Here is a 21082-nt window from a genome sequence, read left to right as displayed (position 1 = left end):
CGCCAGACATATGGTTACAATTCGTAAAATGTCCTCTCTTTCCGCCCCGAATGTGACGTCAACGGACCTAAACGCCGAAGTTTTCGAAAAGCTCGCCCGTGCGCGTCTGCTGGCGGAGCCGCCGTTGATTAATGGAACGCACGCGTCTGGCGATGACGATCTCAATCCGGATGCCGGAATTTTTTCCTCCGACGTCCGGCATGCGGCCGTGCTCATTCCGATCGTCGCGCACGCGCCGCTGAGCGTTATCCTGACGGAGCGGACGGGGCATCTTTCCTCTCATGCCGGGCAGATCGCTTTCCCAGGAGGAAAGGTCGAGACCGACGATGCGAGTCCGATGGCCGCCGCGGTTAGAGAGGCGCGGGAAGAAATCGCGCTCGACGGATCGTTCATCGAGCCTCTCGGATATCTCCCGACGTATCGCACGGGCACGGGTTTCATCATCACGCCGTCCGTCGCGCTGGTGCGACCGGGATTTCATCTCGTTCCAGATCCGGCGGAAGTCGCCGACATTTTCGAAGTGCCGTTTCAGTTTCTGATGAACGAAGCCAACCATAAAATCGACAGCCGAACCTGGCGCGGCAACGAGCGGAGGTTCTATGCCATGCCCTACGGCGAACGCTATATCTGGGGCGCGACCGCCGGAATCATCCGCGCGCTTTATCGGAGACTGTTCAGCGCATGATCCGCATCGTTTTCGAGAACATCTTTTTCTTTCTGCTGCCGACGCTGTTCTACATCGCGTGGGTGGCATTCCGGGACGATGAATGGAAAGGCCTCGGCGAAATCATAAGCAATGCGCCGCTGCTCAAGCTGTTCATCGCGGGCGCTGCGCTCATGCTGACGACGCTCGTGGCGTTCTCAACGCGGACCTCCAATGCGCCGAATGACGTCTATGTTCCGCAATCGATGCACGATAAAAATCTCGAACCCGACCGAACAATTCGCGCGCAGGAACCGCAACCCGAAAAACCTTGAGTCATGACGCAGCTCACCGCGACCGGTCCGCGCCTCATTGCAGGATGGCTCGACGCCAAACCTCTTCGCAACGTTTTCGCGGCATTTGATGCGGCGCAGGCGGAGGTTCGCGTTGTCGGCGGCGCCATTCGCAATACGCTGATCGATCGCCCAGTCATCGACGTCGATCTTGCAACGCCGGCTGTTCCGGAGGCCGTCATCGAGCTTGCGCGTCGCGCGGGTCTCGGCGCGCATCCGACAGGCATCGAGCACGGCACGGTGACGCTCGTTTCCGAGGGCGTTGGATTTGAGGTCACGACGCTTCGGCGCGATATCGAAACCGACGGACGCCATGCGACCGTCGCATTCACCCAGTCGTGGGACGAGGATGCGCAGCGACGGGACTTTACGATCAACGCGCTTTATTGCGGGCCGGATGGGACGATCTACGATCCGATGGGCGGGATTGCCGACCTTCGCAGGCGGCGCGTGCGCTTCATCGGCGATGGCGAAGCACGCATTCGTGAAGACTACCTGCGCATCCTGCGGTTCTTTCGCTTCAGCGCCGAATACGGCAAAGGCCACCTCGACGCCGACGGTCTGGCGGCCGCGATCAAGCTCAAGCAAGGCCTGAGCAAGCTCGCCGCCGAACGCGTTCGCTCGGAGTTCCTGAAGCTGCTCGCGGCGCCCTACGCCGCTGAGGTCGTTCGGACTATGCACGAGAGCGGAATTCTGGCGCTCGTGCTTCCCGGCACCTTGCATCCCGAGCGGCTGGCGCGGCTGCAGGCAATCGAGGCCGGCCTCGGTCAACCGCCGGACGTGATCTGCGGACTGGCGGCGCTCGCCGTTTCAGGCCCGGGCGATGTCGATGGGCTGGCGCGGAGGCTCCGCCTTTCCAATAACGAAGCGTCTGCACTCCGGTCCGCGGCAAGCGTCGATCCGGGTCTCGATCCCGCGCAGCCCGAAGCCGCTGCCTGTGCCGCGCTCTACCGTCTCGGCACGGAGGCCTTTAGACGGGCCGTGGTCGTCGCGTGGGCGCGATCGAATGCTTCCGCCACTGAGGCTGCCTGGCGCAAGCGCGCGCTTCTGGCGGACCGCTGGAGCCCGCCAAAGTTGCCCTTCAGCGGCAGCGACGTTCTCGCTCTCGGGATACCAGCGGGCCCGGCCGTCGGCGAAATACTGAGGGCGTTCGAGGCGTGGTGGATTGCGGCGGCTTTTCCGACCGATCGCGCCTTGCAATTAGAAAAGTTTGAAGCTTTCGCGACAAACGAAGTTCATTAACAAAGCATTAAATTTTACTTCAAACTGCTCAGCACCGTGTTTATGGTCCCACCCCGGGGTTTCGTTTGTATCGCGTCGAGGGGAATGCCCGGATGGATAATTTTCGTCACGAACGTGCTCGCTCGCTAAAATTCGTTCAAGTCGTTTTCGCAATTCTCGCACTTTTCAGTCTCACTGCGGCTCTCGCCGTCGCCACCCGAGGAACTGAACTCGGTCTGCCTGAATCGTCGACCTACCCGATCTCTCTCGCATTTCTGATGGTTGGCGTAGTCGACACGGCGCTCCTGTTCGTCTGGGAACACATTTTCCAGCGCATTGAATTTTAAGTCGCGCCGCCACATCTGAGCGAAATTAACCGCTGCCCTCGCGACGCGTCGCAGGCTGCCGTCATACGCGTGTAACATGAATCCCGTCCTTCGCTTGGCATGAAAAGCTTGGCGATTGGGGGCCGAACTTGAGCGCCGCGACCGCATCCGGGGAACTGAATTACCGCGCCGTATTCCTTTCCGATGTCCATCTCGGAATGCGCAATTCGCAAGCGCCAGCCCTTCTCGATTTTCTACGCTACGTCGAAAGCGAGCAGCTTTACCTCGTCGGCGACATCGTCGACTTCTGGAAAGTCCGTCGCGGACCGCACTGGCCGCAAAGTCACAACGACGTTCTGCAAAAGCTTCTGCGCAAGGCGCGCAAGGGAACGCGCGTCGTCTTCATTCCCGGTAATCACGACGACGGGCTGCGCGACTACGCGGGCATGAACTTCGGCGGCGTCGAACTTCGCCGCGACGCCATTCACGAAGGCGCCAACGGCAAGCGCTACCTCGTTCTGCACGGCGATGAATTCGATGTCGTGGTGCGTTACGCACGCTGGCTCGCGTTCCTCGGCGACCGTTCCTACGATGCGGCGCTGGCCTTGAACGTGCCGTTGAATTACGCGCGGCGCATGCTGGGCCTTGGGCATTGGTCGCTGTCGGCGTTCCTGAAACTCAAGGTCAAAAGCGCCGTCAACTTCATCGGCGAATTCGAGGATGCGCTCGCTTCCGAAGCGCGGCGCCGAGAGGCCGATGGCCTCATCTGCGGCCACATCCATCATGCCAACAATCGCATGATCGACGGCATTCATTATCTCAATTGCGGGGATTGGGTCGAAAGCTGCACCGCGATCGGCGAGCGCTTCGACGGCCAATTCGAAATCATCCGATGGAAAGAGCACATCGGTCAGCGCGCGACGCAGGCCGCGTCAGGGCGTTGGCTGATCGAAGCCGCTTAAGAATTCAAACGCCGTAGCGAAAGCGGCGATCAGGGAGATCGTGTGTGAACGTATCCGCGAAAGTCTTCGAACCGACCAGCGTCGACCTGCTCAGCGAGGCTGTGCACCATAACCGCGCGTTGAGCGCGGCAGGCTTTCTCGAACGAACCTTCACATTCGCTTTTCGCTCGATGGTCTATCCGCAGATCTGGGAAGACCCACGCGCGGACATGGAAGCGCTGGAATTCACGCCGCAAAGCCGCGTGATGACGATCGCGTCCGGCGGCTGCAACGTGATGAGCTATCTGACTGGAAACCCGGCTCGCATCATCGCGATCGATCTCAACGAGACGCATATCGCGCTTTTGAAGCTGAAGCTCGCCGCCGCCCAGCACCTTCCGAACCACGCAACGTTCTATCGCTTTTTCGGCTCCGCCGACGATCGCCGTAACGTGCATCTCTATCGCGATCTGATCGCGCAGCATCTCGATGCCGAGACGCGCGCCTATTGGGACGGCCGCGACATCAGCGGACGGCGGCGGATCTCGCGGTTCGCGCGCAATTTCTACCGCTATGGACTGCTCGGCCGCTTCATCACGAGCGGACACGTCATGGCGCGCATGCTCGGAGCCAATCCGAAGCGCATTCTAGACGCACAAACGATCGACGAGCAGCGCGAGATTTTCGATCGCGAGATCGGGCCGGCGTTCGACCATCCGCTGCTGCGCTGGATCACGTCCAACCGGGCTTCTCTGTTCGGGCTCGGCATCCCGCCCGTGCAGTACGATGCGCTGTCGGACAACGGCGCGCGGCCGATGTCGGAGGTTCTGAAGGAACGTGCCCAGCGCCTCGCGACGGGCTTCGATCTCAAGGACAATTATTTCGCCTGGCAGGCGTTTGGGCGGCGTTACGCTCCGCAAGGACAAGGCCCCTGCCCGCCTTATCTCGACAAGGCAAACTTCCTGGCAGTCAAGACGCGCACGAACCGCGTGACCGTCGTCCATGACAACATGATCCGCTTTCTGTCGAACGAACCCGCCGAAAGCCTCGATCGCTATATCCTGCTCGACGCGCAAGACTGGATGGACGATGCGACGCTCAACGCGCTGTGGCGCGAGATCACGCGCACGTCGCGTCCGGGTGCGCGGGTCATTTTCCGCACCGCTGGCGAGCCGAGCATTCTTCCGGGACGCGTTTCGAGTGCGCTGCTCGAGCGCTGGACGTACGATGCGGCGCGCTCCGCTGACATTCACGCGAAGGATCGCTCGGCGATCTACGGCGGTTTCCACCTTTATCTGAAACGCGACTGACGGAGCGCCGATGTCGGACACCGCTGCCGGCGCCATGGATGTCATCTATCGGCACCAGCGCTTCATTTATGATCTGACGCGGCGGCATTATCTTCTGGGACGCGATCAGATGATCGCCGACCTAATGCCGCCCGCGAACGGAACCGTGCTCGAAGTCGGCTGCGGGACGGCGCGCAATCTGATCTGCGCGGCGCGGCGTTATCAGAACGCGCGCTTCTTCGGGCTCGACGTCTCGGAGGAGATGCTGAAAACCGCGCGCGCCTCGATCGCGAAAAGCGGCGAGAGCAACCGGATCAAAGTTGCACAAGCCGACGCGACGGCGTTCGATCCGCAGGCACTGTTCGGCCTTTCGTCGTTCGATCGAATTTTTATTTCGTATGCGGTGTCGATGATTCCCGCGTGGCAAGCTGTGCTCGATCGGGCAGCCGCAACGCTTGCGCCGGGCGGCGCGTTGCACGTCGTCGACTTCGGAACGATGGACGAGATGCCGAACGTCGCGCGCAAGGCGATGCTTGCGTGGCTCGCGCACTTCAGCGTGACGCCGCGTAGAAACTTACAGGACGTCGTGCGCGCCGTGGCCGAGAGGCACGGCTTAGTATCCTCGTTCCATCAAGGCCGGTTCGGCTACGCGGCGATGGCAAAGATCAGTCGCTGAAGAATTCGACGCGTGGCATCCGTCAGCTGACGTGCGGACCGCGCATCAATTGCAGCGCCGACTGAATTCTCCGCCAGTCATCGACGAGACGCTTATCGCCGCGCTCTTCGAATTCACGAACTCTGTGGGCAGCTTCAGCCAATGCTTTTGCGCCATGAGCTTCATAGAGCTGTCGCGCGTGCGCTTGAATTTCGACGGCATCCATCGCTTTGCCTCTCTCTGGTTGACGTCCCGGAGTGCTTTTAGGTTGGCTCCTAGAGCCGCGATTGAAAAGTCCCGAAAATAAAATGTGATCGATGAATCGCGATGGACATGAAAGAAAGCCCCGCGGGATGGGGCTTTCTGCGTGCTCCTAGCGGATGCGTCAGGACGAGATGCGGCGCATCAAGGATTTGCTGCGGGTGCGTCCGGTTTCAGAGTGCCGGCGCCATTGGCGACGATCTCAGCGACGAGAGCCTTGTCCTCGGCAGGAATTTCGGACACGGCTGGTGCGTCGGCATCTGCCGAATGCTCGGCCGCAGGCTGATCCGATTCCGCCGCTGCCTCTTCGGCGGGAGCAGCCTCGGATTCCGGTGCAGCTTCCGATGCGGGCTCCGCCGATACTGGCGCTTCGGCTTCGGCTGAAGCTTCTGCTGGTGCATCGTCGGTTGACGTTGCCTCCTCTGACGCTGCCTCTATCGGAGCAGCTTCAGCCGAGTCGGCAGATGCCGTGTCGTCCGCAGCAGGTTCGGACACCAGATCGGCCTCGGTTTCAGCAGCAGCCGCATCGGAAACCGCTTCGGCGTCAGCTGCCTCCGCAGCAACTTCAGCAGGCGCCGAATCCGCTGCGGTCGCGTCCACCGCTGGTTCGTCAGCTGCTGCTTGTTCGGATGCTGTCTCCTCTGCCGCCGCTTCCGCTGTGGCTTCCGCAGGTGCTTCTTCGGCTTTTGCTTCTGCGGCGGCCGCTTCGGGTTCTTCAACGGTGGTTTCGGGAGCAGCTTCCGCCGTCGCTTCCTCTGCAGGCGGCGCAGCCTCCTCGACTGCGGGAGCTTCTGCTTCCGCCGCAGCAATGGCCTGCTCGGGCGCTTGCTCTTCGACTATTGCAGCTTCCGCGGGTGCCAGAGCGGCTGACAGATCGCCGATCGCACGTTCGACGGCTTTCATCGCCTTCCAGTCCGAGGTGGCCTCAATGCGCGCTTGAACGCCCTGATGTAACTCCTTGAGCTTGGACAGAATATCTTCCGACATCTAGTCTTCCCTTTCTTCTTGGATTTAGAGAAAAAGTCGCCCCTTCATCAGCGCATGACTGTTCATGCGGATGCTCGTCTTCGAATTTTGCAGTAATGCGCAAGAATAAATGTACAGGAATTATTTACTAAACCGAACAGGTGCGGCGAACTGTACACAGCTATAAATTGCGGTCGTGACGAGCGGAGGCCGCCTGTCGATCCGCAGCGCTCACAAAAACTCTCGCGATCGTGAGGAAAGTTCAGCAACGGCGTCGATTGAACGCGCCTCAGGCACGCCCAAGTCGAACGTATCGGCAGTCTCAATGGGAGATGCCTCAGGAGACAAGGAGCCTGTTATGTCGACACGTTTGAGTGTTTCCGTGTTTGCGCTTGCCTGTGGACTTGCGAGTCTGGCCGCGCCCGCCTTCGCGATGCAGGAACAGGGGAGCAACGCGACCATCGCTCCCGCATCCGTCATTGTCTTCAACCAAAAGCTCGACGGTTCGAACGTAAAGCTCACCTACGCCTACGCGCCGCAGAATGGCTTCGCCGTCGTGTACGGAAGCGATCAGCACGGCAAACCCGACAATAAGGTGTTGGGATCGATAGCGCTCACCGCGGGCGACCATCGCGACGTGAAAATCCCGATTTCGGGTGACGTGAAGCAAGGCAGTCCGCTTTGGGTCTCGCTCTATCAAGCCAAGGGCGACGGCGCGACGTTCGATCGTGCGAACGCGACCTCTTATTGGGGCAAAGGGCCTCTTCCCTCGACGAACGAATTCGTCGTCCAATAGATCTTAAAATAGAAAAGCCCCGCAGCGACTGCGGGGCTTTTTTTGCTTTGCGCCTTCCGACTCTTCTCCGAAGAGCCGGCCGGAAGGCGCGAAAATATTGCGTAGGCGAGGATCGACGCGCCGGGCGGCCGGCTCCCCGAAGGGGAGTCGCCCGGCGCAATCAAATTAGAAGTCCATTCCGCCCATGCCGCCCATGCCGCCGCCAGGCGCGCCGTGCGAATGGCCAGCGTCCTTCTTCGGCACGTCGGCGATCATGGCTTCCGTCGTGATCAGAAGGCCCGAGACCGAGGCTGCGTCCTGCAGTGCGCAACGCACGACCTTCGTCGGGTCGATGACGCCCTGGGCGTAGAGATCGCCGTACTCGTGCGACTGCGCATTGTAGCCGAACGCGTACTTCGAGTTCTCGAGGATCTTGCCGACGATGACCGAACCGTCCTCACCAGCGTTCGCAGAGATCTGGCGGGCCGGAGCCTGCAGCGCCTTGCGGACGATGTTGATGCCGACCTTCTGGTCGTCGTTCTCGGGCTTCAGGCTGTCGAGCGACTTCGCAGCGCGGAGCAGGGCAACGCCACCGCCCGGAACGATGCCTTCTTCAACGGCTGCGCGGGTTGCGTGCAGCGCGTCGTCGACGCGGTCCTTGCGCTCTTTGACTTCGACTTCCGTCGCGCCGCCAACCTTGATAACGGCGACGCCGCCGGCGAGCTTCGCAAGACGCTCCTGCAGCTTCTCACGGTCGTAGTCCGAGGTCGTTTCCTCGATCTGCGCCTTGATCTGCTTCACGCGTGCTTCGATGTCGGCCTTCTTGCCCGAACCGTCGACGATCGTGGTGTTTTCCTTGTCGATCGTCACCTTCTTGGAACGGCCGAGCATGTCGAGCGTCACGGTCTCGAGCTTGATGCCGAGATCTTCCGAGATCACCGTGCCGCCCGTCAGGACAGCGATGTCCTCGAGCATGGCCTTACGGCGATCGCCGAAGCCCGGAGCCTTGACGGCTGCAACCTTGAGGCCGCCGCGCAGCTTGTTGACGACGAGCGTTGCGAGCGCTTCGCCTTCGACGTCTTCAGCGATGATGAGGAGCGGCTTGCCCGACTGAACGACGGCTTCCAGAACCGGAAGCATCGCCTGGAGGCCCGAAAGCTTCTTCTCGTGAATGAGAATGTAAGGGCTCTCGAGTTCAGCGATCATCTTGTCGGCGTTGGTGATGAAGTACGGCGAGAGATAGCCGCGATCGAACTGCATGCCTTCGACGACATCGAGTTCGAAATCGAGGGTCTTCGATTCCTCGACCGTGATGACGCCTTCCGAACCGACCTTGTCCATCGCTTCGGCGATCTTCTTGCCGACGACTTCGTCGCCGTTGGCCGAGATCGTGCCGACCTGGGCGATCTGGTCCTTCGTGACTTTCTTCGAGTTCGTCTTGAGATCGTCGATGATCTTCTGGACTGCGAGGTCGATGCCGCGCTTCAGGTCCATCGGGTTCGAGCCGGCCGCAACCGACTTCGCGCCTTCGCGAACGATCGCCTGAGCAAGAACGGTCGCCGTCGTGGTGCCGTCGCCAGCGAGGTCAGCCGTCTTGGAGGCGACTTCGCGCAGCATCTGCGCGCCCATGTTCTCGAACTTGTCTTCGAGTTCGATTTCCTTCGCGACCGTCACGCCGTCCTTCGTGATGCGCGGGGCGCCGAACGACTTTTCGATGACGACGTTGCGGCCCTTAGGACCGAGGGTGACCTTCACCGCGTTGGCGAGGATGTCGACGCCACGGAGCATGCGCTCACGTGCGTCCTGAGCAAATTTGACGTCTTTAGCTGCCATCTAAGCAACTCCTGAATTTAACTGATGCTTCGGAGGGGGAAGGAAATTAAGCGGCGGCTTTCTTCTTGGCCGTCACTTCGAGAATTCCGAGGATGTCGCTCTCCTTCATGATGAGGAGGTCCTCGCCGTCGATCTTCACTTCGCTGCCCGACCACTTGCCGAACAGAACGCGGTCGCCAACCTTGACGTCGAGGGCGTTGACCTTGCCAGACTCGTCACGGGCACCCGGACCGACGGCAACGATCTCGCCCTGCTGGGGCTTTTCCTTGGCGGTATCGGGGATGATGATCCCGCCTGCAGTCTTTGCTTCTTCCTCAATACGTTTCACGACCACGCGGTCGTGGAGAGGACGGAACGCCATGGGTCTAACCTCATGATTTTGCTTGATGATTCTATGTATGCTTGCAGCGACGAGGAGTTGCATGCAGGACGAATCCAGCGTGTGAACCCGTCTGGCGACGCCCCGTGACTGCGCGCTGGTTATATGGAAGCGCTTGCTAGCACTGTCAAGGATCGAGTGCTAAATTCGGGCGGGCGACGTGGCGGAGGGTTAGCGTCCGCTCAAAGGGCTGTTCGCGCAGGCGCTCAGCGCATCTGCCCTCAGCTTGGCCGCAACGTGGCCAGCAAATGATAATTTTTTGGAAACTTCGCCGCAGCTCGCAAATATTCAGACGGCTGACGGCTTTGTTCTATAGAGATAATATAGAAGTGATGGCAGCGACCGCCGACCTTCTGAAGATCGGCGGTCCGCTCATGCGACGCTCGGTCAGATCTCGAAGTCGGCGAGCTTGGCACCCTTTTTCAGCCGTTCGACGACCCAATTGGGTTTGCGTCCGCGGCCGGTCCAGGTATCGAGTTTGTTTTCGGGGTTGGCGTATTTTGCGACGCCTACTGACTTTGTTTTTCCGGGTCCGCGACCGCGGGCTCCGCCGAACAATTCCGCAACAGAGAAACCATGGGTCTCTGCGAGATCTGCGACCCGCTTCTTTATCTCCATCCGCTCGCGATCGCGCGCCGCCGCCAGAGCTTTTTTCACTCTTCCATCAAGATCAATAAGCTCTTTCAGTGAAAGCTTGTCGACATTGACGGCGGCCATTTTTTTTACCTTTCGCATCACAAAACAAAACCTCTGGTAAATCCACCGCCAATGGTGGAGTCTGAAAAGTCGCGCAGAAAACTCATACGCTCGCAGCAAAGTCAATATACATATTATACGGACTTCCGGGACAGCAATGAATTATCGGCAATTGATGGTGCTTAGCAATTTAAACATCAGAACCGGCATTACTAGGTCGCAGCATTTGATAATGCGGGCAAGCTTTATTGCTTCATAAGATCCAATTTCTAAAATCGGAATTAAACAGCGTTGCGTTCGTTCCGCGCTCGGCGATGCGCGCAAATCCATTGCCTGAATCCTGAAAAACGACCGACCAGCGACTATATGAACCTGCGATCGGAAAAAATTTCGATCCGTGGAACCCGAGGGCGGTTGCAGGCGTTATCGCTAGCTTGTGTTGACTCCGCTCAAAAGCTACTTTCCTGCGTCGCGCTACCTTTAACCCAATGGATGAGTGGCCTTTCATGACACTGAAACTTCCCGATCTTCCGTATGCTTATGACGCCCTGACGCCGTTCATGTCCGCCGAAACGCTCGAATTTCACCACGACAAGCACCACCTCGCGTACGTCGATAACGGCAACAAGCTTTTGGCCGGCTCCAAATATGAGGGCCAGTCTCTCGAAGATATCTGCAAGAATGCGTATGCCGATAAGAATGCAGGCATCATCAACAACGTCGGCCAGCATTGGAACCACTTGCACTTCTGGCAGTGGATGAAGAAGGGTGGTGGCGGCAAAAAGCTTCCCGGCAAGATTGAAAAGCTGGTCGACGGCTATGGCGGTTTCGACAAGGTTCGCAACGATTTTATCGAGGCCGGCAAAGGCCAATTCGGATCGGGCTGGGCCTGGCTTGTTATCAAAGACGGAAAACTCGACGTTCAGAAGACTCCCAATGGCGAGAATCCGCTAATGCACGGCGCGAAGCCGATCCTCGGCGTCGATGTCTGGGAGCACAGCTATTACATCGATTATCGTAATGCGCGTCCGAAATACCTCGAAGCGTGGTTCGACAATCTCGTGAATTGGGAGCACGTCGAAGCGCTGGCGGGTTAACTTCCCTCGCGTTCTCATTTGCTTCTCACGATTTCCGGGGCGCCGGTATGGTATAAGGCTCAAAAGGTCTGCCATGCGGCGCCCCGATGTCGTTTAAGCCCTTCTCCCTTTCGAACGTCACCACGTTTCGGAATTTGCCTCCGAACGTTTTGCGTTCGCTCGAGGAGCGGCTGCAGCCCGTGTCGGTGAGGCATGGCGACTGCGTCGTCCGGCAAGGCGAAATCGCCGACGCACTGCATGTCGTCGTATCAGGCCGATTTGCCGTCGAGATCGACGGGCATGACGAACCGGTCGCAGAAATCACGCGCGGATCGACGATCGGCGAGATCGCATTTTTTATCGGCGGTGCGCGAACGGCGACCGTTCGAGCGATCCGCGATGGCGTCGTCGTGCGACTGACACGCGATGACTTCAATTCGATATCCGAGACGTCGCCTGCGATCTGGGCCGCGCTCACCGCGACGCTCGCAGAGCGTCTCGCTGTGCAAACGCGACTGCATGCCGATCTCCGTCGCGACATCGGCGTTAATGCTCCGCGCCCGCGGCCTCGAACGCTTGCTGTCGTCGGATGCGCGGATGTGCCAATCGCTCCCCAATTCCTGCGCTATTTTACGGGCATCGCAGGTGCACGACCCGGCACGTTCATCGCAACACGCGAGACGCTGCGCGATGTGCTGGGACGCGATCCACGCGACGATGAGGATCTGACGGCGGCGTTGAACGAACTCGAAACCCGCTATTCTACAGTCGTTTTCATCGCCGATCGCGAACCGACACCGTGGAGCGAGAAATGCATTCGCCAGGCCGACGAATTGCTGCTCGTCGCGGCGGCATCGGATGATCCGATCGGATGCGCCGTGCCGCTCGGCGCGCTGGAAGCGCTCGCGCTGACCCTGCACGCTCCCCACTCGCGGCGAATGGCTATCGTTCATCGCCGCAAAGGGATCGTGCAAGGTACGCGGCATTGGCTCGTTGGGCGCGAGCCCGCCATGCACCACCATGTTGCGCTCGACGACAGCGAAGACATGGCGCGCCTCTGGCGGTTCATCGTTGGCGAAGCCTTAGGCTTTGTTGCCTGCGGCGGCGGCGCGTACTGCGCGGCGCACGTTGGTATCTACCAAGCGTTTCGTGAAGCCGGCGTCAGTTTCGATCTCATCGGCGGAACGTCGGGCGGCGCGGCGATGGCGGCGGCGATCGCGCAAGATGCCGATCCCCTGGCCATCGACGCAGGCGTGCATCGCATGTTCATCGAAGGCCGCGCGATGGCGCGCTATACGGTGCCTCGCTACAGCCTGCTCGATCATGCGCACTTCGATCATCACCTCGAAAAGGAATACGGCACCGTCCGCATCGAGGATTTATGGAAGCCCTATTTCGCCGTCTCGGCCGATCTGACGGCCTACGAACCGGAAGTTCATCGCCGGGGCAGCCTCTGGCAGGCCATTCGCGCGAGTGCAGCCATTCCCGGCCTGCTGCCGCCCTTTTACACCGACGATGGGAGAATGCTCGTCGACGGGTCGGTGATTGCCAACGTGCCGATCGATACGATGCACCGCCTGAAGCGCGGGCCGAACGTCGTCGTGAGTTTTGACACGGGTGACCGGCAGCAGTTCCCGGTCGACTACGCGTCGCTTCCGAAGCGCAGAGAGCTGATCTGGCAGCTTCTGAACCCACGGAGCACTGGCAGGACGCCGCACGCGCCTTCGGCCGCGACCGTCCTTGTCCGGAGCCTGATGGCCAATCGCGGGCATTTCGAACGGCATCTGACGTCCGACGACTGGCTTCTCGTGCCCCCTACCCCTCCGGGAATGGGCGCGCTCGACTGGCGGCGTCACTCCGAGATCATGCGCGGAGCGTACACGTACACGCGAAACGCGATCGAAACGCGCGGTTTGCCGCTCTTTTCGTCTTCCTGACGCTAAAGCGGCCTTCAACAGTCGTCGGAACGCCACAGCGCCAAGAGGTTGTAATCGCTGCAGCACTCGCGCGTTGCCCCGGCCTTGAGGGTGCCTTAAAACATTTGCGCTATTAGAGGGTTTTTCGGGTCCGGGGGTATTCAGTGTACAGGGCGAGGCTCTGTGTCGGCGTGGTGTTGGCGTTCTCGCTTTGCCTGACGGGCTGCGCGGCGACCATTCCGCGTAACGGCATCAGCGACGCCAGGCTCGCACTGGAAGCCGAAATCCCCAACATGCACGGCGTGCGTTTCTGGGCGGATGAAGTTCCCAAAAATCCGATTGCGGAAATCAAGCGCCGCACGGCGCACATGCCGCCGATTGCCCGCAGCGCCAAGCGCATCGACGGACGTCCTTTGATCGAAACGCTCGCACTTTCGGGCGGCGGTTCCGACGGAGCTTTCGGCGCGGGCGTTCTTGCGGGATGGAGCAAGCGCGGCGACCGTCCAGAATTTGAGATCGTCACCGGCGTCAGCGCTGGCGCGATCATCGCGCCGTTCGCCTACCTCGGACCGTCGGAAGACGAAAAGCTGAAGGTGATCTGGACACAGTACAAACAGAACGAGGTCATCACCACGCAACTGCTGCCGGCGCTGTTCGGCGGCCCGGCGCTCGCCGATACGACGCCGCTGCAGGAACTGATCGCGCATTACGTCGATCGCGAATTTCTCGACCGCATCGCCGCGCAGTACAGACGCGGCCGTATCCTGATGGTTCTGACGACGAATCTCGACGCGCAGCGGCCCGTGGTCTGGAACATGGGCGAAATCGCGCTCAGCAGATCGCCGCGCGCGATCGAGTTGTTCCGCAGCGTGATCCTGGCGTCGGCTGCTATTCCGGCGGCATTTCCACCCGTCAAGATCGAGGTCGAGGCGGACGGCAAGATGTACGACGAACTGCACGTCGACGGCGGCACGACACGCGAGGTTTTCGTGCTGCCCGCGGAAGCGCCGCTGCAGGCGTTCGATGCCCTTTATCCCACGCCGCCGATCCGCAGATTTTTCATCATCAAGAATGGCAAGGCATCGCCTGAGCAGGAAGTCGTCAAGGCGACGACCCTACAAATCGCGTCACGGGCGATTTCGACGCTGATCAAGAGCCAGAACCAGGGCGAGCTGTATCATATCTATCGGATCGCGCTCGACGCGGGTGCGGACTTCAACTTCATGTCGGTTCCGGCATCGTTCGACTTCAAGACGACCCAGATTTACGATCCGAAGTATCAGGCGGCCCTTTACGAGGAAGGCATCCGGGAAGGCCGCCGGAACATCTGGCTGAAATCGCCGCCGGGACAGGCGCCAGTTGGAGTCCGTTATCAATCCAACGCGCCTGCGAAGGCGCGAATTCCCGAACTCGGCGCAGTGCCGTCCTTGGCTAAGCCCCAAGCGAGCAATGCGAGCGCGAATAAAGTGGCTGCTAGTTCCGGCTGGCAAAGCTCAGTACAGTCAGCACCGTAAGGACGGCAACGCTCAGAACCATCGCGGCTGCCACCAGTGCAGGAGCGTGCGGACCGTTTCGGGAGCGAAGAGATACGCAAGGCCCGCGACGGCTGCGACCGCCAGCAAAATGAGCACCAGCGCGAGACCGACCGGCGTGCGGTAGCTGAGGCCGGTGCCGGGAATGCCGAGCGTCACCATCGGCCCGTTCTTGCCGACGTTTACCGTCGCACCATGACCGCCGATGCTGGAGCTGACGCCGGTCTTGCTGAGATTGACGCGCACGCCAGGCAGAATGCTGAATGTCTTGCGGAAGCGGAAATAGCCCATGTGCTGCTCTCCTCGTCGGTCAACCCACGCCTCGTCGCTATAATTTCAGGCACGGCAAGCGTTGCGACGGCGAATCTGTCGAAAAGCTAGCGACTCCGGGCGTAACTTTCAACGCAACCGAAAGGTTTATCGTTTCAGCCCGAAAAGATTCGAGAATTTCGACAGCCGTTCCTTGATCTGGCCGCTCACCGTATTGCGCGACTGCAGCCGCTCGTAGGCCGATTCGCGTGTCAGTTCCTGGCCGTATTTTTTCCAGTTTTCCTTGTCCTTGGCGATCAAGTCTTTGCGTTCCTCAGCCGTGAGCGGGCCGACGCGCGACATCGGCGGACGAATGAGCGTCCGCTGCACCATCGAGGGCTCACCCTTGTCATGCAGGAGCGAGACGAGGGCTTCGCCGACTTTCAGCTCCTGGATCGCGCGCTCGGTGTCGATCTCGGGGTTGGGACGGAACGTCTGCGCGGCGGCGCGAATGGCTTTCTGCTCTCTCGGGGTAAAGGCGCGGAGCGCGTGCTGGATGCGATTTCCGAGCTGCGCCGACACGCGATCCGGGACGTCGCCCGGGCTTTGCGTCACGTAATAGACGCCAACGCCCTTCGACCGAATGAGGCGCGTGACGCGCTCGACCTGCTCGAGCACCGCCTTCGGCGCATCGTTGAACAACAGATGCGCTTCGTCGAACAGGAAGACGAGCTTCGGCTTATCGAGGTCGCCGACCTCGGGCAGCTTTTCGAACAGCTCCGTGAGCAACCACAGCAGGAACGTCGCGTAAAGGCGCGGCGTATCCATCAGTTTTTCGGCGGCGAGCACGTTGACGATACCGCGGCCGTCGGCATCGACCTTCAGGAAATCCATGATGTCGAGCGCGGGCTCGCCGAAGAATTTGTCGGCGGCCTGTTCTTCGAGCACCAGCAGGCGGCGCTGGATGACGCCGACGGTCGCCGGCGCGACGTGGCCGTACTTGCTGCGCAGCGTCGCGGCGCGCTTGCCCATTTCGTCGATGACGGAGCGGAGATCCTTGAGGTCGAGGATCGACATCCGATCATCGCCCGCTTCGCGTTCGTCGGCCGCCCAGCGGAAGGCGATGTTCAGCACGCCTTCCTGCGGCTCGGTCAGCTCCATCAGACGCGACAGCAGCAGCGGTCCCATCTCCTGGACGGTGGCGCGCACGGGATGACCGTCGACGCCGAAGATGTCCCAGAACGCCACCGGAAATGACGTGTTGCCGTAGTTCTTCAGTCCGATTTCTTCGGCGCGCGCGAGGAGCTTCGGCGACGGGTTGCCTTTGGCCGCGATGCCGGACAGATCGCCCTTGATGTCGGCGGCAAACACCGGAACGCCGGCCGCCGAAAATCCTTCGGCCAGCACCTGCAGCGTCACCGTCTTGCCGGTGCCGGTGGCGCCGGTGACGAGGCCGTGGCGGTTGGCGAGCGCGAGTTCGATGCATTCGGGGACCAGTTCACGCCCCGCATGGCTGCAGCCAATCAGAATCAGGCCATCCTGCACGTAATCCCGAGGATCGGCGACGGCGTTCTCGGCTCCTGAGGCGCCGGGCGTTTTGGTCATATGATCTCCTCGCGCTTCACGTGCCCGACTCGGGTCTTGGGCGAACGTCTCCTGATGGCATGGAGGCCGGGGCGACGCAAACCTGCGCCGCCGCAGGCAGCTGAAACGGCCCCTTAAATTTAACGATCCTTGCGCGCGCGGCAATTGGGCCACGCCGGGGGCCGAAATTCGGGCTCGCGCGAGGCCCTCGACCGGGTATACCGGGGCGAATATTTTCGCCCTAGTCCACCGCGCTCCAGGAGCCCGATCGAATGAGCCGCTCGCCCTCCGAGACGAACGAAACGCACCTTGCGGAAGGATTTCCCGCCGCCAAGGTCGAACAATGGCGCGCGCTCGTCGATAAGGCGCTCAAAGGTGCCGATTTCGAGAAGCGGCTCGTCCGGCGGACGGCCGACGGGCTGAAGATCGATCCGCTCTACACGCGCGCCGACGCGCTTGCGGGCGCCGAGGAAGCGCTGCCTGGTCAGGCGCCGTTCACGCGCGGCACGAAGGCGGTTAGCGGCGGCTGGGACATCCGGACGTTCCACATCGAAAGCGACCCCAAAGCCGCCAATACGGCCATCCTTGAAGATCTGGACGGCGGCGTGACGTCGATCGGCCTGCAATTCGGCTTCGGCAACGGGCTCGCGGCGACGAAGGAAGCGCTCGGCGCAGCGCTCGACGGTGTGTTGTTGGATGTCTGCCCGATCGTGCTCGTCGCGGGCGACGCGTTCTTCGATGCGGCGCTGGCGCTGACCGGCGTCTGGGATGCGCGTGGCGTCAAAGCCGCCGAGCGGCAGGGTTCGTTCGGCGCCGATCCGATCGGCACGCTGGCGATGACCGGACGCCTGTCCGAATCGCTCGACACGTCGCTCGCGCGCGCCGTCGCGCTGATGAAGATCACGGCGGCAAGCCCGCGCGTGCAAGCGATGACCGCGGACGGCGTTGTCGCTCACGTCGCCGGTGCGAGCGAAGCGCAGGAACTGGCCGTCATGCTCTCGACGCTCGTCGCGTATCTTCGCGCGGCCGAGAAAGGCGGGCTGACGCCGGCTGAGGCGCTGCCGAAGATCAACGTATCGCTTGCAGCCGACATCGACGAATTCTCGACCATCGCGAAACTCCGCGCCGCACGCCGTCTCATCTGGCGTGTTGCCGACGCCTGCGGTGCGGGCGACGCGGCCGCAAGCGTGACGATCAATTGTCCGACGTCCTATCGCATGATGGCGAAGCGCGACCCGTGGACCAACATTCTACGCACGACGATTGCGTGCACGGGCGCGGCGCTCGGCGGCGCCGATGCGATCGTTGTTCTGCCGTTCACGTTCGCGCTCGGCAAACCAGATGCATTCGCGCGTCGCGTCGCGCGCAACATCCAGATCGTCTGCCAGGAGGAAAGCCATCTCGGCCGTGTCACCGATCCGGCCGGCGGCTCGTGGTACGTCGAGAATTTGACCGAGGACATGGCGAAAAAAGCCTGGGCCATTTTCCAGGACATCGAAGGCCGTGGTGGCATGGCCGCGGCGCTCACCTCCGGGTACATTCAAGAGATCATCGCAAAGACTGCGGATGCGCGCGCGAAAGACATCGCGACGTTGCGGCAGGAATTGACGGGCGTCAGCGCGTTCCCGCTTCTCGGCGACGACGGCGTTCACGCTGAGGCTTGGCCAACAGTGGCAGCGCAGTCCGATAAGGCGGCTGTCGAGGTCAAGCCGCTGAAGCCACATCGGCTCGGCGAAGCGTTCGAAGCCTTGCGCGATGCGGCGGATGCGCATGGCGGATTTAAGATCTTTGCGGCGAGCCTCGGCGAGATCGCCGATCACAACATTCGCACGACGTGGATCAAAAACTATCTCGCCGCGGGCGGCATCACGGCGTTGATCAGCGACGGCTATAAAACGCCGGAAGACGCTGCCGCCGCCTTCAAGGCATCGGGTGCGACGGCTGCGTGCATCTGCTCATCCGATGCCGTCAATGCGGCGCTCGCACAGCCGACTGCGGAAGCTTTGAAAAAGGCCGGTGCGAAGCTCGTTCTGATGGCTGGGCGGCCGGGCGACGCGGAAGCCGCACTCAAGGCTGCGGGCGTGGATCAGTTCCTGTTCGCCGGCGCCGACGCCGTCGCGACGCTCAAAGGGCTGCAAGAACGCCTGCGATAAATGAGGTCCGCCACATCGCGAATGCGGCAACCAAATATGCGGTGACGCGACGATGGCGGACGAAACTCCAGACGACAAGCCGAAGATGGGCGTGCGGAAACTGTCGCGCACACGCCGCTTGCGCGGTAGCATGCGCCGGTATCGGTATGTGAGCCTGTCGCGCCGCGTCTGGATGCGCCGTGCCGTCTTCATCTCGGGTGCATTGCTCGTCGGCCTGGCCGCCGTCGGATTCGCCGGAATCGCGAACCGCGCACAGGATCTTTACAGCTACATCCTCACGACCTACCCGATGCTGCCGCTCGTCATGACCCCGGCCTGCTTCGCGGTCTTGGCGTACGTGACGATGCGCTGGTTTCCGGCGGCGGCCGGCAGCGGCATTCCGCAAGTGATCGCGGCGCGCAAGAGTTCGGACCAGCTTCATGTTCGCGCATTGCTCGGCTGGCAGACGACTGTCGCAAAAATCGTGATGACAGCGCTGGCGCTCGCTGCGGGCGCGTCGGTCGGCCGCGAGGGTCCGACCGTTCAAGTCGGTGCATCCGTCATGTTTGCCGTGGCGACAGTCGCGGGCCTCGGCCGCCGGAACGGCTTCGTTCTCGCCGGGTCGGCAGCCGGAATTGCAGCAGCGTTCAACGCACCCATCGCCGGAATTCTTTTCGCGATCGAAGAACTGGCGAAAGCATTCGCCGGGCGCATCAACGACATCGTCATCGGTTCCGTCGTCATCGCCGGTGCGGTCAGTTGGGCGATCCTCGGCAATTACGATTATTTCGGCCGGGTCGATGCGGACATCGTGCGCATGCAGGATTGGGGCGCGGTTCCGATCTGCGCACTCTTCGGCGGCGTGCTCGGCGGGCTTTTCAGCGTCGCGTTGGTGTCCCTGCTGCGCAAGCCGTTCGGCATCGTCGCCGTCATCAAACGGCAACCGATCATATTTGCAGCGCTTTGCGGCTTGCTCGTCGCGATCTTGAGTATCGCAACGGCCGGATATGCTTCCGGGAACGGTTATGCTGAAACGCGCGCATCGCTGGTTGATGGGCAAGCCATCCCGTGGTGGTTCGGATTGGCGAAGCTGGTTTCGACGCTGCTGTCTTCTGCAAGCGGCATTCCCGGCGGGCTCTTTTCACCGTCGCTCGCCGTGGGTGCGGGGATTGGCTCGATGATCACGCCGATCTTCACGTTCGCCGATCCGCGCGTAATCATGTTGCTGATGACGGTTGGATATTTTGCCGGTGTCGTTCAATCTCCACTAACCGCCGTCGTCATCGTGATGGAAATGACGAGCGACAAGAACATGGTCATTCCGTTGATGGCGACATCGCTTTTTGCAGCGGGTATTTCGCGGCTTATCAGCCGTGAGCCGATCTACCATGCGTTGGCGCGCGGGTATTACGCTTCGGTTTTTCGCATTCACGGAACACCTGACGTCTCACCCGGATCGCCGTCAGGGCGTTAGGCGATGATCCGGCGTGAAGGATCCGAAGCCGACGAGCCGGTCGAGCGTAGCGCTGATCCCGGTCGATTTCTGCTGAGGTTCGGTCGTCGCGACGCGATTGCGCTGCTGACGCGCGTTGCCACGTCTCGCAACGCGTGAATGAGAAGCACGCTCGCGGCGGCTCGCACGCTCGGAATTGCGCGCGACCGATCGCGGAATTTCCACGCGTTGCGTTTCCGCGCGGATCGCAGCGCGCGCGACCTTAGCCGGGTCTGTCAAATCCGGCGACGGCACGAGTTCCGCAACTTTAATGAGCTGTTTCGGGTCTGACGATACGTCAAGACTGTCGGCGTTCTGCGGGTCCGGCGCAGCGGCGACGTGCGAGCCTTCCAGAGGCGCCGCGAACTTGGCGCTCAAGGCTTCTGCCGCTGAGCGCGTCGCGGACGAAAGTTCATCGTCATTGCCGAAGTTGTCGCCGCGAGACGCGAGCAGGAACTGATCGTAATTCAGCACCGGTACGTAATCTGGAAGCCTGATCGCCGAGTGCATACCAGAACCGGTCAGCACAGGCTGAGCTTGCGGCGTGTACTTCTGTTCCGCATGAATCGGAAACGTCACAGAAGCAAGCCCGACGAAAACGAGCGCAACAGCATTCAATCTCAAAACGCATCCCCCGACGCAATACAAACGGACTACAGGTCCTTGCGCGAACTCCACCACGCGCGATCATCTGAACTCAACGATTGGCGAAAACTCGCTTTCGGTTCCCGCTCCCCGAAACAAAAATTGCCGCTCAACAAGG

At 61.1% G+C, this 21082-nt stretch carries 21 protein-coding genes; 13 read left to right on the top strand and 8 right to left on the bottom strand.

The window, feature by feature from the left end:
• Positions 1 to 28: 28 nt before the first annotated feature.
• The 7 genes from HYPGJ_RS16565 (at position 29) to HYPGJ_RS16535 (ending at position 5449) form a co-directional block, all read left to right on the top strand.
• The gene (locus HYPGJ_RS16565; protein WP_046848082.1) at positions 29 to 685 is read left to right on the top strand and encodes a CoA pyrophosphatase; all 657 of its coding nucleotides are present in this window, start codon (positions 29 to 31) and stop codon (positions 683 to 685) included.
• Entirely contained in the window at positions 682 to 978 is a 297-nt protein-coding gene (locus HYPGJ_RS16560) for a hypothetical protein (protein WP_046848081.1), read from the top strand. The genes HYPGJ_RS16565 and HYPGJ_RS16560 overlap by 4 nt, the downstream gene beginning before the upstream one ends.
• A 3-nt stretch (positions 979 to 981) precedes the next feature.
• A complete protein-coding gene (locus HYPGJ_RS16555; RefSeq protein WP_046848080.1) occupies positions 982 to 2238 on the top strand; it encodes a CCA tRNA nucleotidyltransferase in 1257 nt (418 codons plus the stop codon).
• 92 nt (positions 2239 to 2330) lie between these two features.
• Positions 2331 to 2564 (top strand): hypothetical protein, encoded by a 234-nt coding sequence (locus tag HYPGJ_RS16550; RefSeq protein WP_046848079.1) that lies wholly within the window; start codon positions 2331 to 2333, stop codon positions 2562 to 2564.
• 128 nt (positions 2565 to 2692) lie between these two features.
• A complete protein-coding gene (locus tag HYPGJ_RS16545; protein WP_013216495.1) occupies positions 2693 to 3505 on the top strand; it encodes a UDP-2,3-diacylglucosamine diphosphatase in 813 nt (270 codons plus the stop codon).
• A gap of 44 nt (positions 3506 to 3549) precedes the next feature.
• Positions 3550 to 4794: a DUF3419 family protein gene (locus HYPGJ_RS16540; protein ID WP_046848078.1), complete on the top strand. Its 1245-nt coding sequence runs from the start codon at positions 3550 to 3552 to the stop codon at positions 4792 to 4794.
• 10 nt (positions 4795 to 4804) lie between these two features.
• A complete protein-coding gene (locus HYPGJ_RS16535; protein ID WP_046848077.1) occupies positions 4805 to 5449 on the top strand; it encodes a class I SAM-dependent methyltransferase in 645 nt (214 codons plus the stop codon).
• Between the two features lie 22 nt (positions 5450 to 5471).
• On the opposite strand, the gene HYPGJ_RS16530 is transcribed toward HYPGJ_RS16535, so the two are convergent.
• Both HYPGJ_RS16530 and HYPGJ_RS16525 read right to left on the bottom strand, forming a co-directional pair.
• A complete protein-coding gene (locus tag HYPGJ_RS16530; protein WP_013216498.1) occupies positions 5472 to 5654 on the bottom strand; it encodes a hypothetical protein in 183 nt (60 codons plus the stop codon).
• A gap of 179 nt (positions 5655 to 5833) precedes the next feature.
• A complete protein-coding gene (locus HYPGJ_RS16525) occupies positions 5834 to 6676 on the bottom strand; it encodes a hypothetical protein (protein WP_046848076.1) in 843 nt (280 codons plus the stop codon).
• A 337-nt stretch (positions 6677 to 7013) separates the two neighbouring features.
• On the opposite strand from HYPGJ_RS16525, the gene HYPGJ_RS16520 reads away from it, so the two are divergent.
• Entirely contained in the window at positions 7014 to 7451 is a 438-nt protein-coding gene (locus tag HYPGJ_RS16520; RefSeq protein ID WP_143440549.1) for a hypothetical protein, read from the top strand.
• A 165-nt stretch (positions 7452 to 7616) separates the two neighbouring features.
• On the opposite strand, the gene groL is transcribed toward HYPGJ_RS16520, so the two are convergent.
• From groL to HYPGJ_RS16505, 3 genes are all read right to left on the bottom strand, one after another.
• Entirely contained in the window at positions 7617 to 9263 is a 1647-nt protein-coding gene (gene groL, locus HYPGJ_RS16515; protein ID WP_046848074.1) for a chaperonin GroEL, read from the bottom strand.
• Between the two features lie 46 nt (positions 9264 to 9309).
• Complete coding sequence (gene groES / locus HYPGJ_RS16510) at positions 9310 to 9624, bottom strand: co-chaperone GroES (RefSeq protein ID WP_046848073.1); 315 nt, start codon at positions 9622 to 9624, stop codon at positions 9310 to 9312.
• Between the two features lie 405 nt (positions 9625 to 10029).
• Positions 10030 to 10464: an H-NS histone family protein gene (locus tag HYPGJ_RS16505; protein ID WP_244466208.1), complete on the bottom strand. Its 435-nt coding sequence runs from the start codon at positions 10462 to 10464 to the stop codon at positions 10030 to 10032.
• Between the two features lie 380 nt (positions 10465 to 10844).
• On the opposite strand from HYPGJ_RS16505, the gene HYPGJ_RS16500 reads away from it, so the two are divergent.
• From HYPGJ_RS16500 to HYPGJ_RS16490, 3 genes are all read left to right on the top strand, one after another.
• On the top strand, positions 10845 to 11435 hold the full coding sequence (locus HYPGJ_RS16500) for a superoxide dismutase (protein WP_046848500.1): 591 nt from the start codon (positions 10845 to 10847) through the stop codon (positions 11433 to 11435).
• Positions 11436 to 11521: 86 nt separating this feature from the next.
• Positions 11522 to 13351, top strand: coding sequence for a cyclic nucleotide-binding and patatin-like phospholipase domain-containing protein (locus HYPGJ_RS16495; protein ID WP_046848072.1), 1830 nt, complete (start codon positions 11522 to 11524; stop codon positions 13349 to 13351).
• 143 nt (positions 13352 to 13494) lie between these two features.
• On the top strand, positions 13495 to 14844 hold the full coding sequence (locus HYPGJ_RS16490; RefSeq protein WP_046848071.1) for a patatin-like phospholipase family protein: 1350 nt from the start codon (positions 13495 to 13497) through the stop codon (positions 14842 to 14844).
• Between the two features lie 12 nt (positions 14845 to 14856).
• Here the strand turns inward: HYPGJ_RS16490 and HYPGJ_RS16485 are convergent, their stop codons facing one another.
• Both HYPGJ_RS16485 and HYPGJ_RS16480 read right to left on the bottom strand, forming a co-directional pair.
• A complete protein-coding gene (locus HYPGJ_RS16485; protein ID WP_046848070.1) occupies positions 14857 to 15153 on the bottom strand; it encodes a DUF4236 domain-containing protein in 297 nt (98 codons plus the stop codon).
• 126 nt (positions 15154 to 15279) lie between these two features.
• Complete coding sequence (locus tag HYPGJ_RS16480) at positions 15280 to 16716, bottom strand: helicase HerA-like domain-containing protein (RefSeq protein WP_046848069.1); 1437 nt, start codon at positions 16714 to 16716, stop codon at positions 15280 to 15282.
• A 251-nt stretch (positions 16717 to 16967) separates the two neighbouring features.
• Between HYPGJ_RS16480 and HYPGJ_RS16475 the strand changes: the two genes are divergently transcribed.
• Together HYPGJ_RS16475 and HYPGJ_RS16470 are read left to right on the top strand one after the other, a co-directional pair.
• Complete coding sequence (locus tag HYPGJ_RS16475; RefSeq protein ID WP_046848068.1) at positions 16968 to 18848, top strand: methylmalonyl-CoA mutase family protein; 1881 nt, start codon at positions 16968 to 16970, stop codon at positions 18846 to 18848.
• A gap of 52 nt (positions 18849 to 18900) precedes the next feature.
• Complete coding sequence (locus HYPGJ_RS16470; protein WP_052750942.1) at positions 18901 to 20301, top strand: chloride channel protein; 1401 nt, start codon at positions 18901 to 18903, stop codon at positions 20299 to 20301.
• Here HYPGJ_RS16470 and HYPGJ_RS16465 read toward each other — a convergent pair.
• The gene (locus HYPGJ_RS16465) at positions 20290 to 20943 is read right to left on the bottom strand and encodes a hypothetical protein (RefSeq protein ID WP_046848067.1); all 654 of its coding nucleotides are present in this window, start codon (positions 20941 to 20943) and stop codon (positions 20290 to 20292) included. The genes HYPGJ_RS16470 and HYPGJ_RS16465 overlap by 12 nt on opposite strands.
• Positions 20944 to 21082: the final 139 nt, after the last annotated feature.

The organism is Hyphomicrobium sp. GJ21 (assembly GCF_001006785.1).
Lineage (GTDB): Bacteria > Pseudomonadota > Alphaproteobacteria > Rhizobiales > Hyphomicrobiaceae > Hyphomicrobium_B.
The sequence above is the reverse complement of the archived record's forward strand: the minus strand, read 5'-3'. Positions and strand labels throughout refer to the sequence as shown.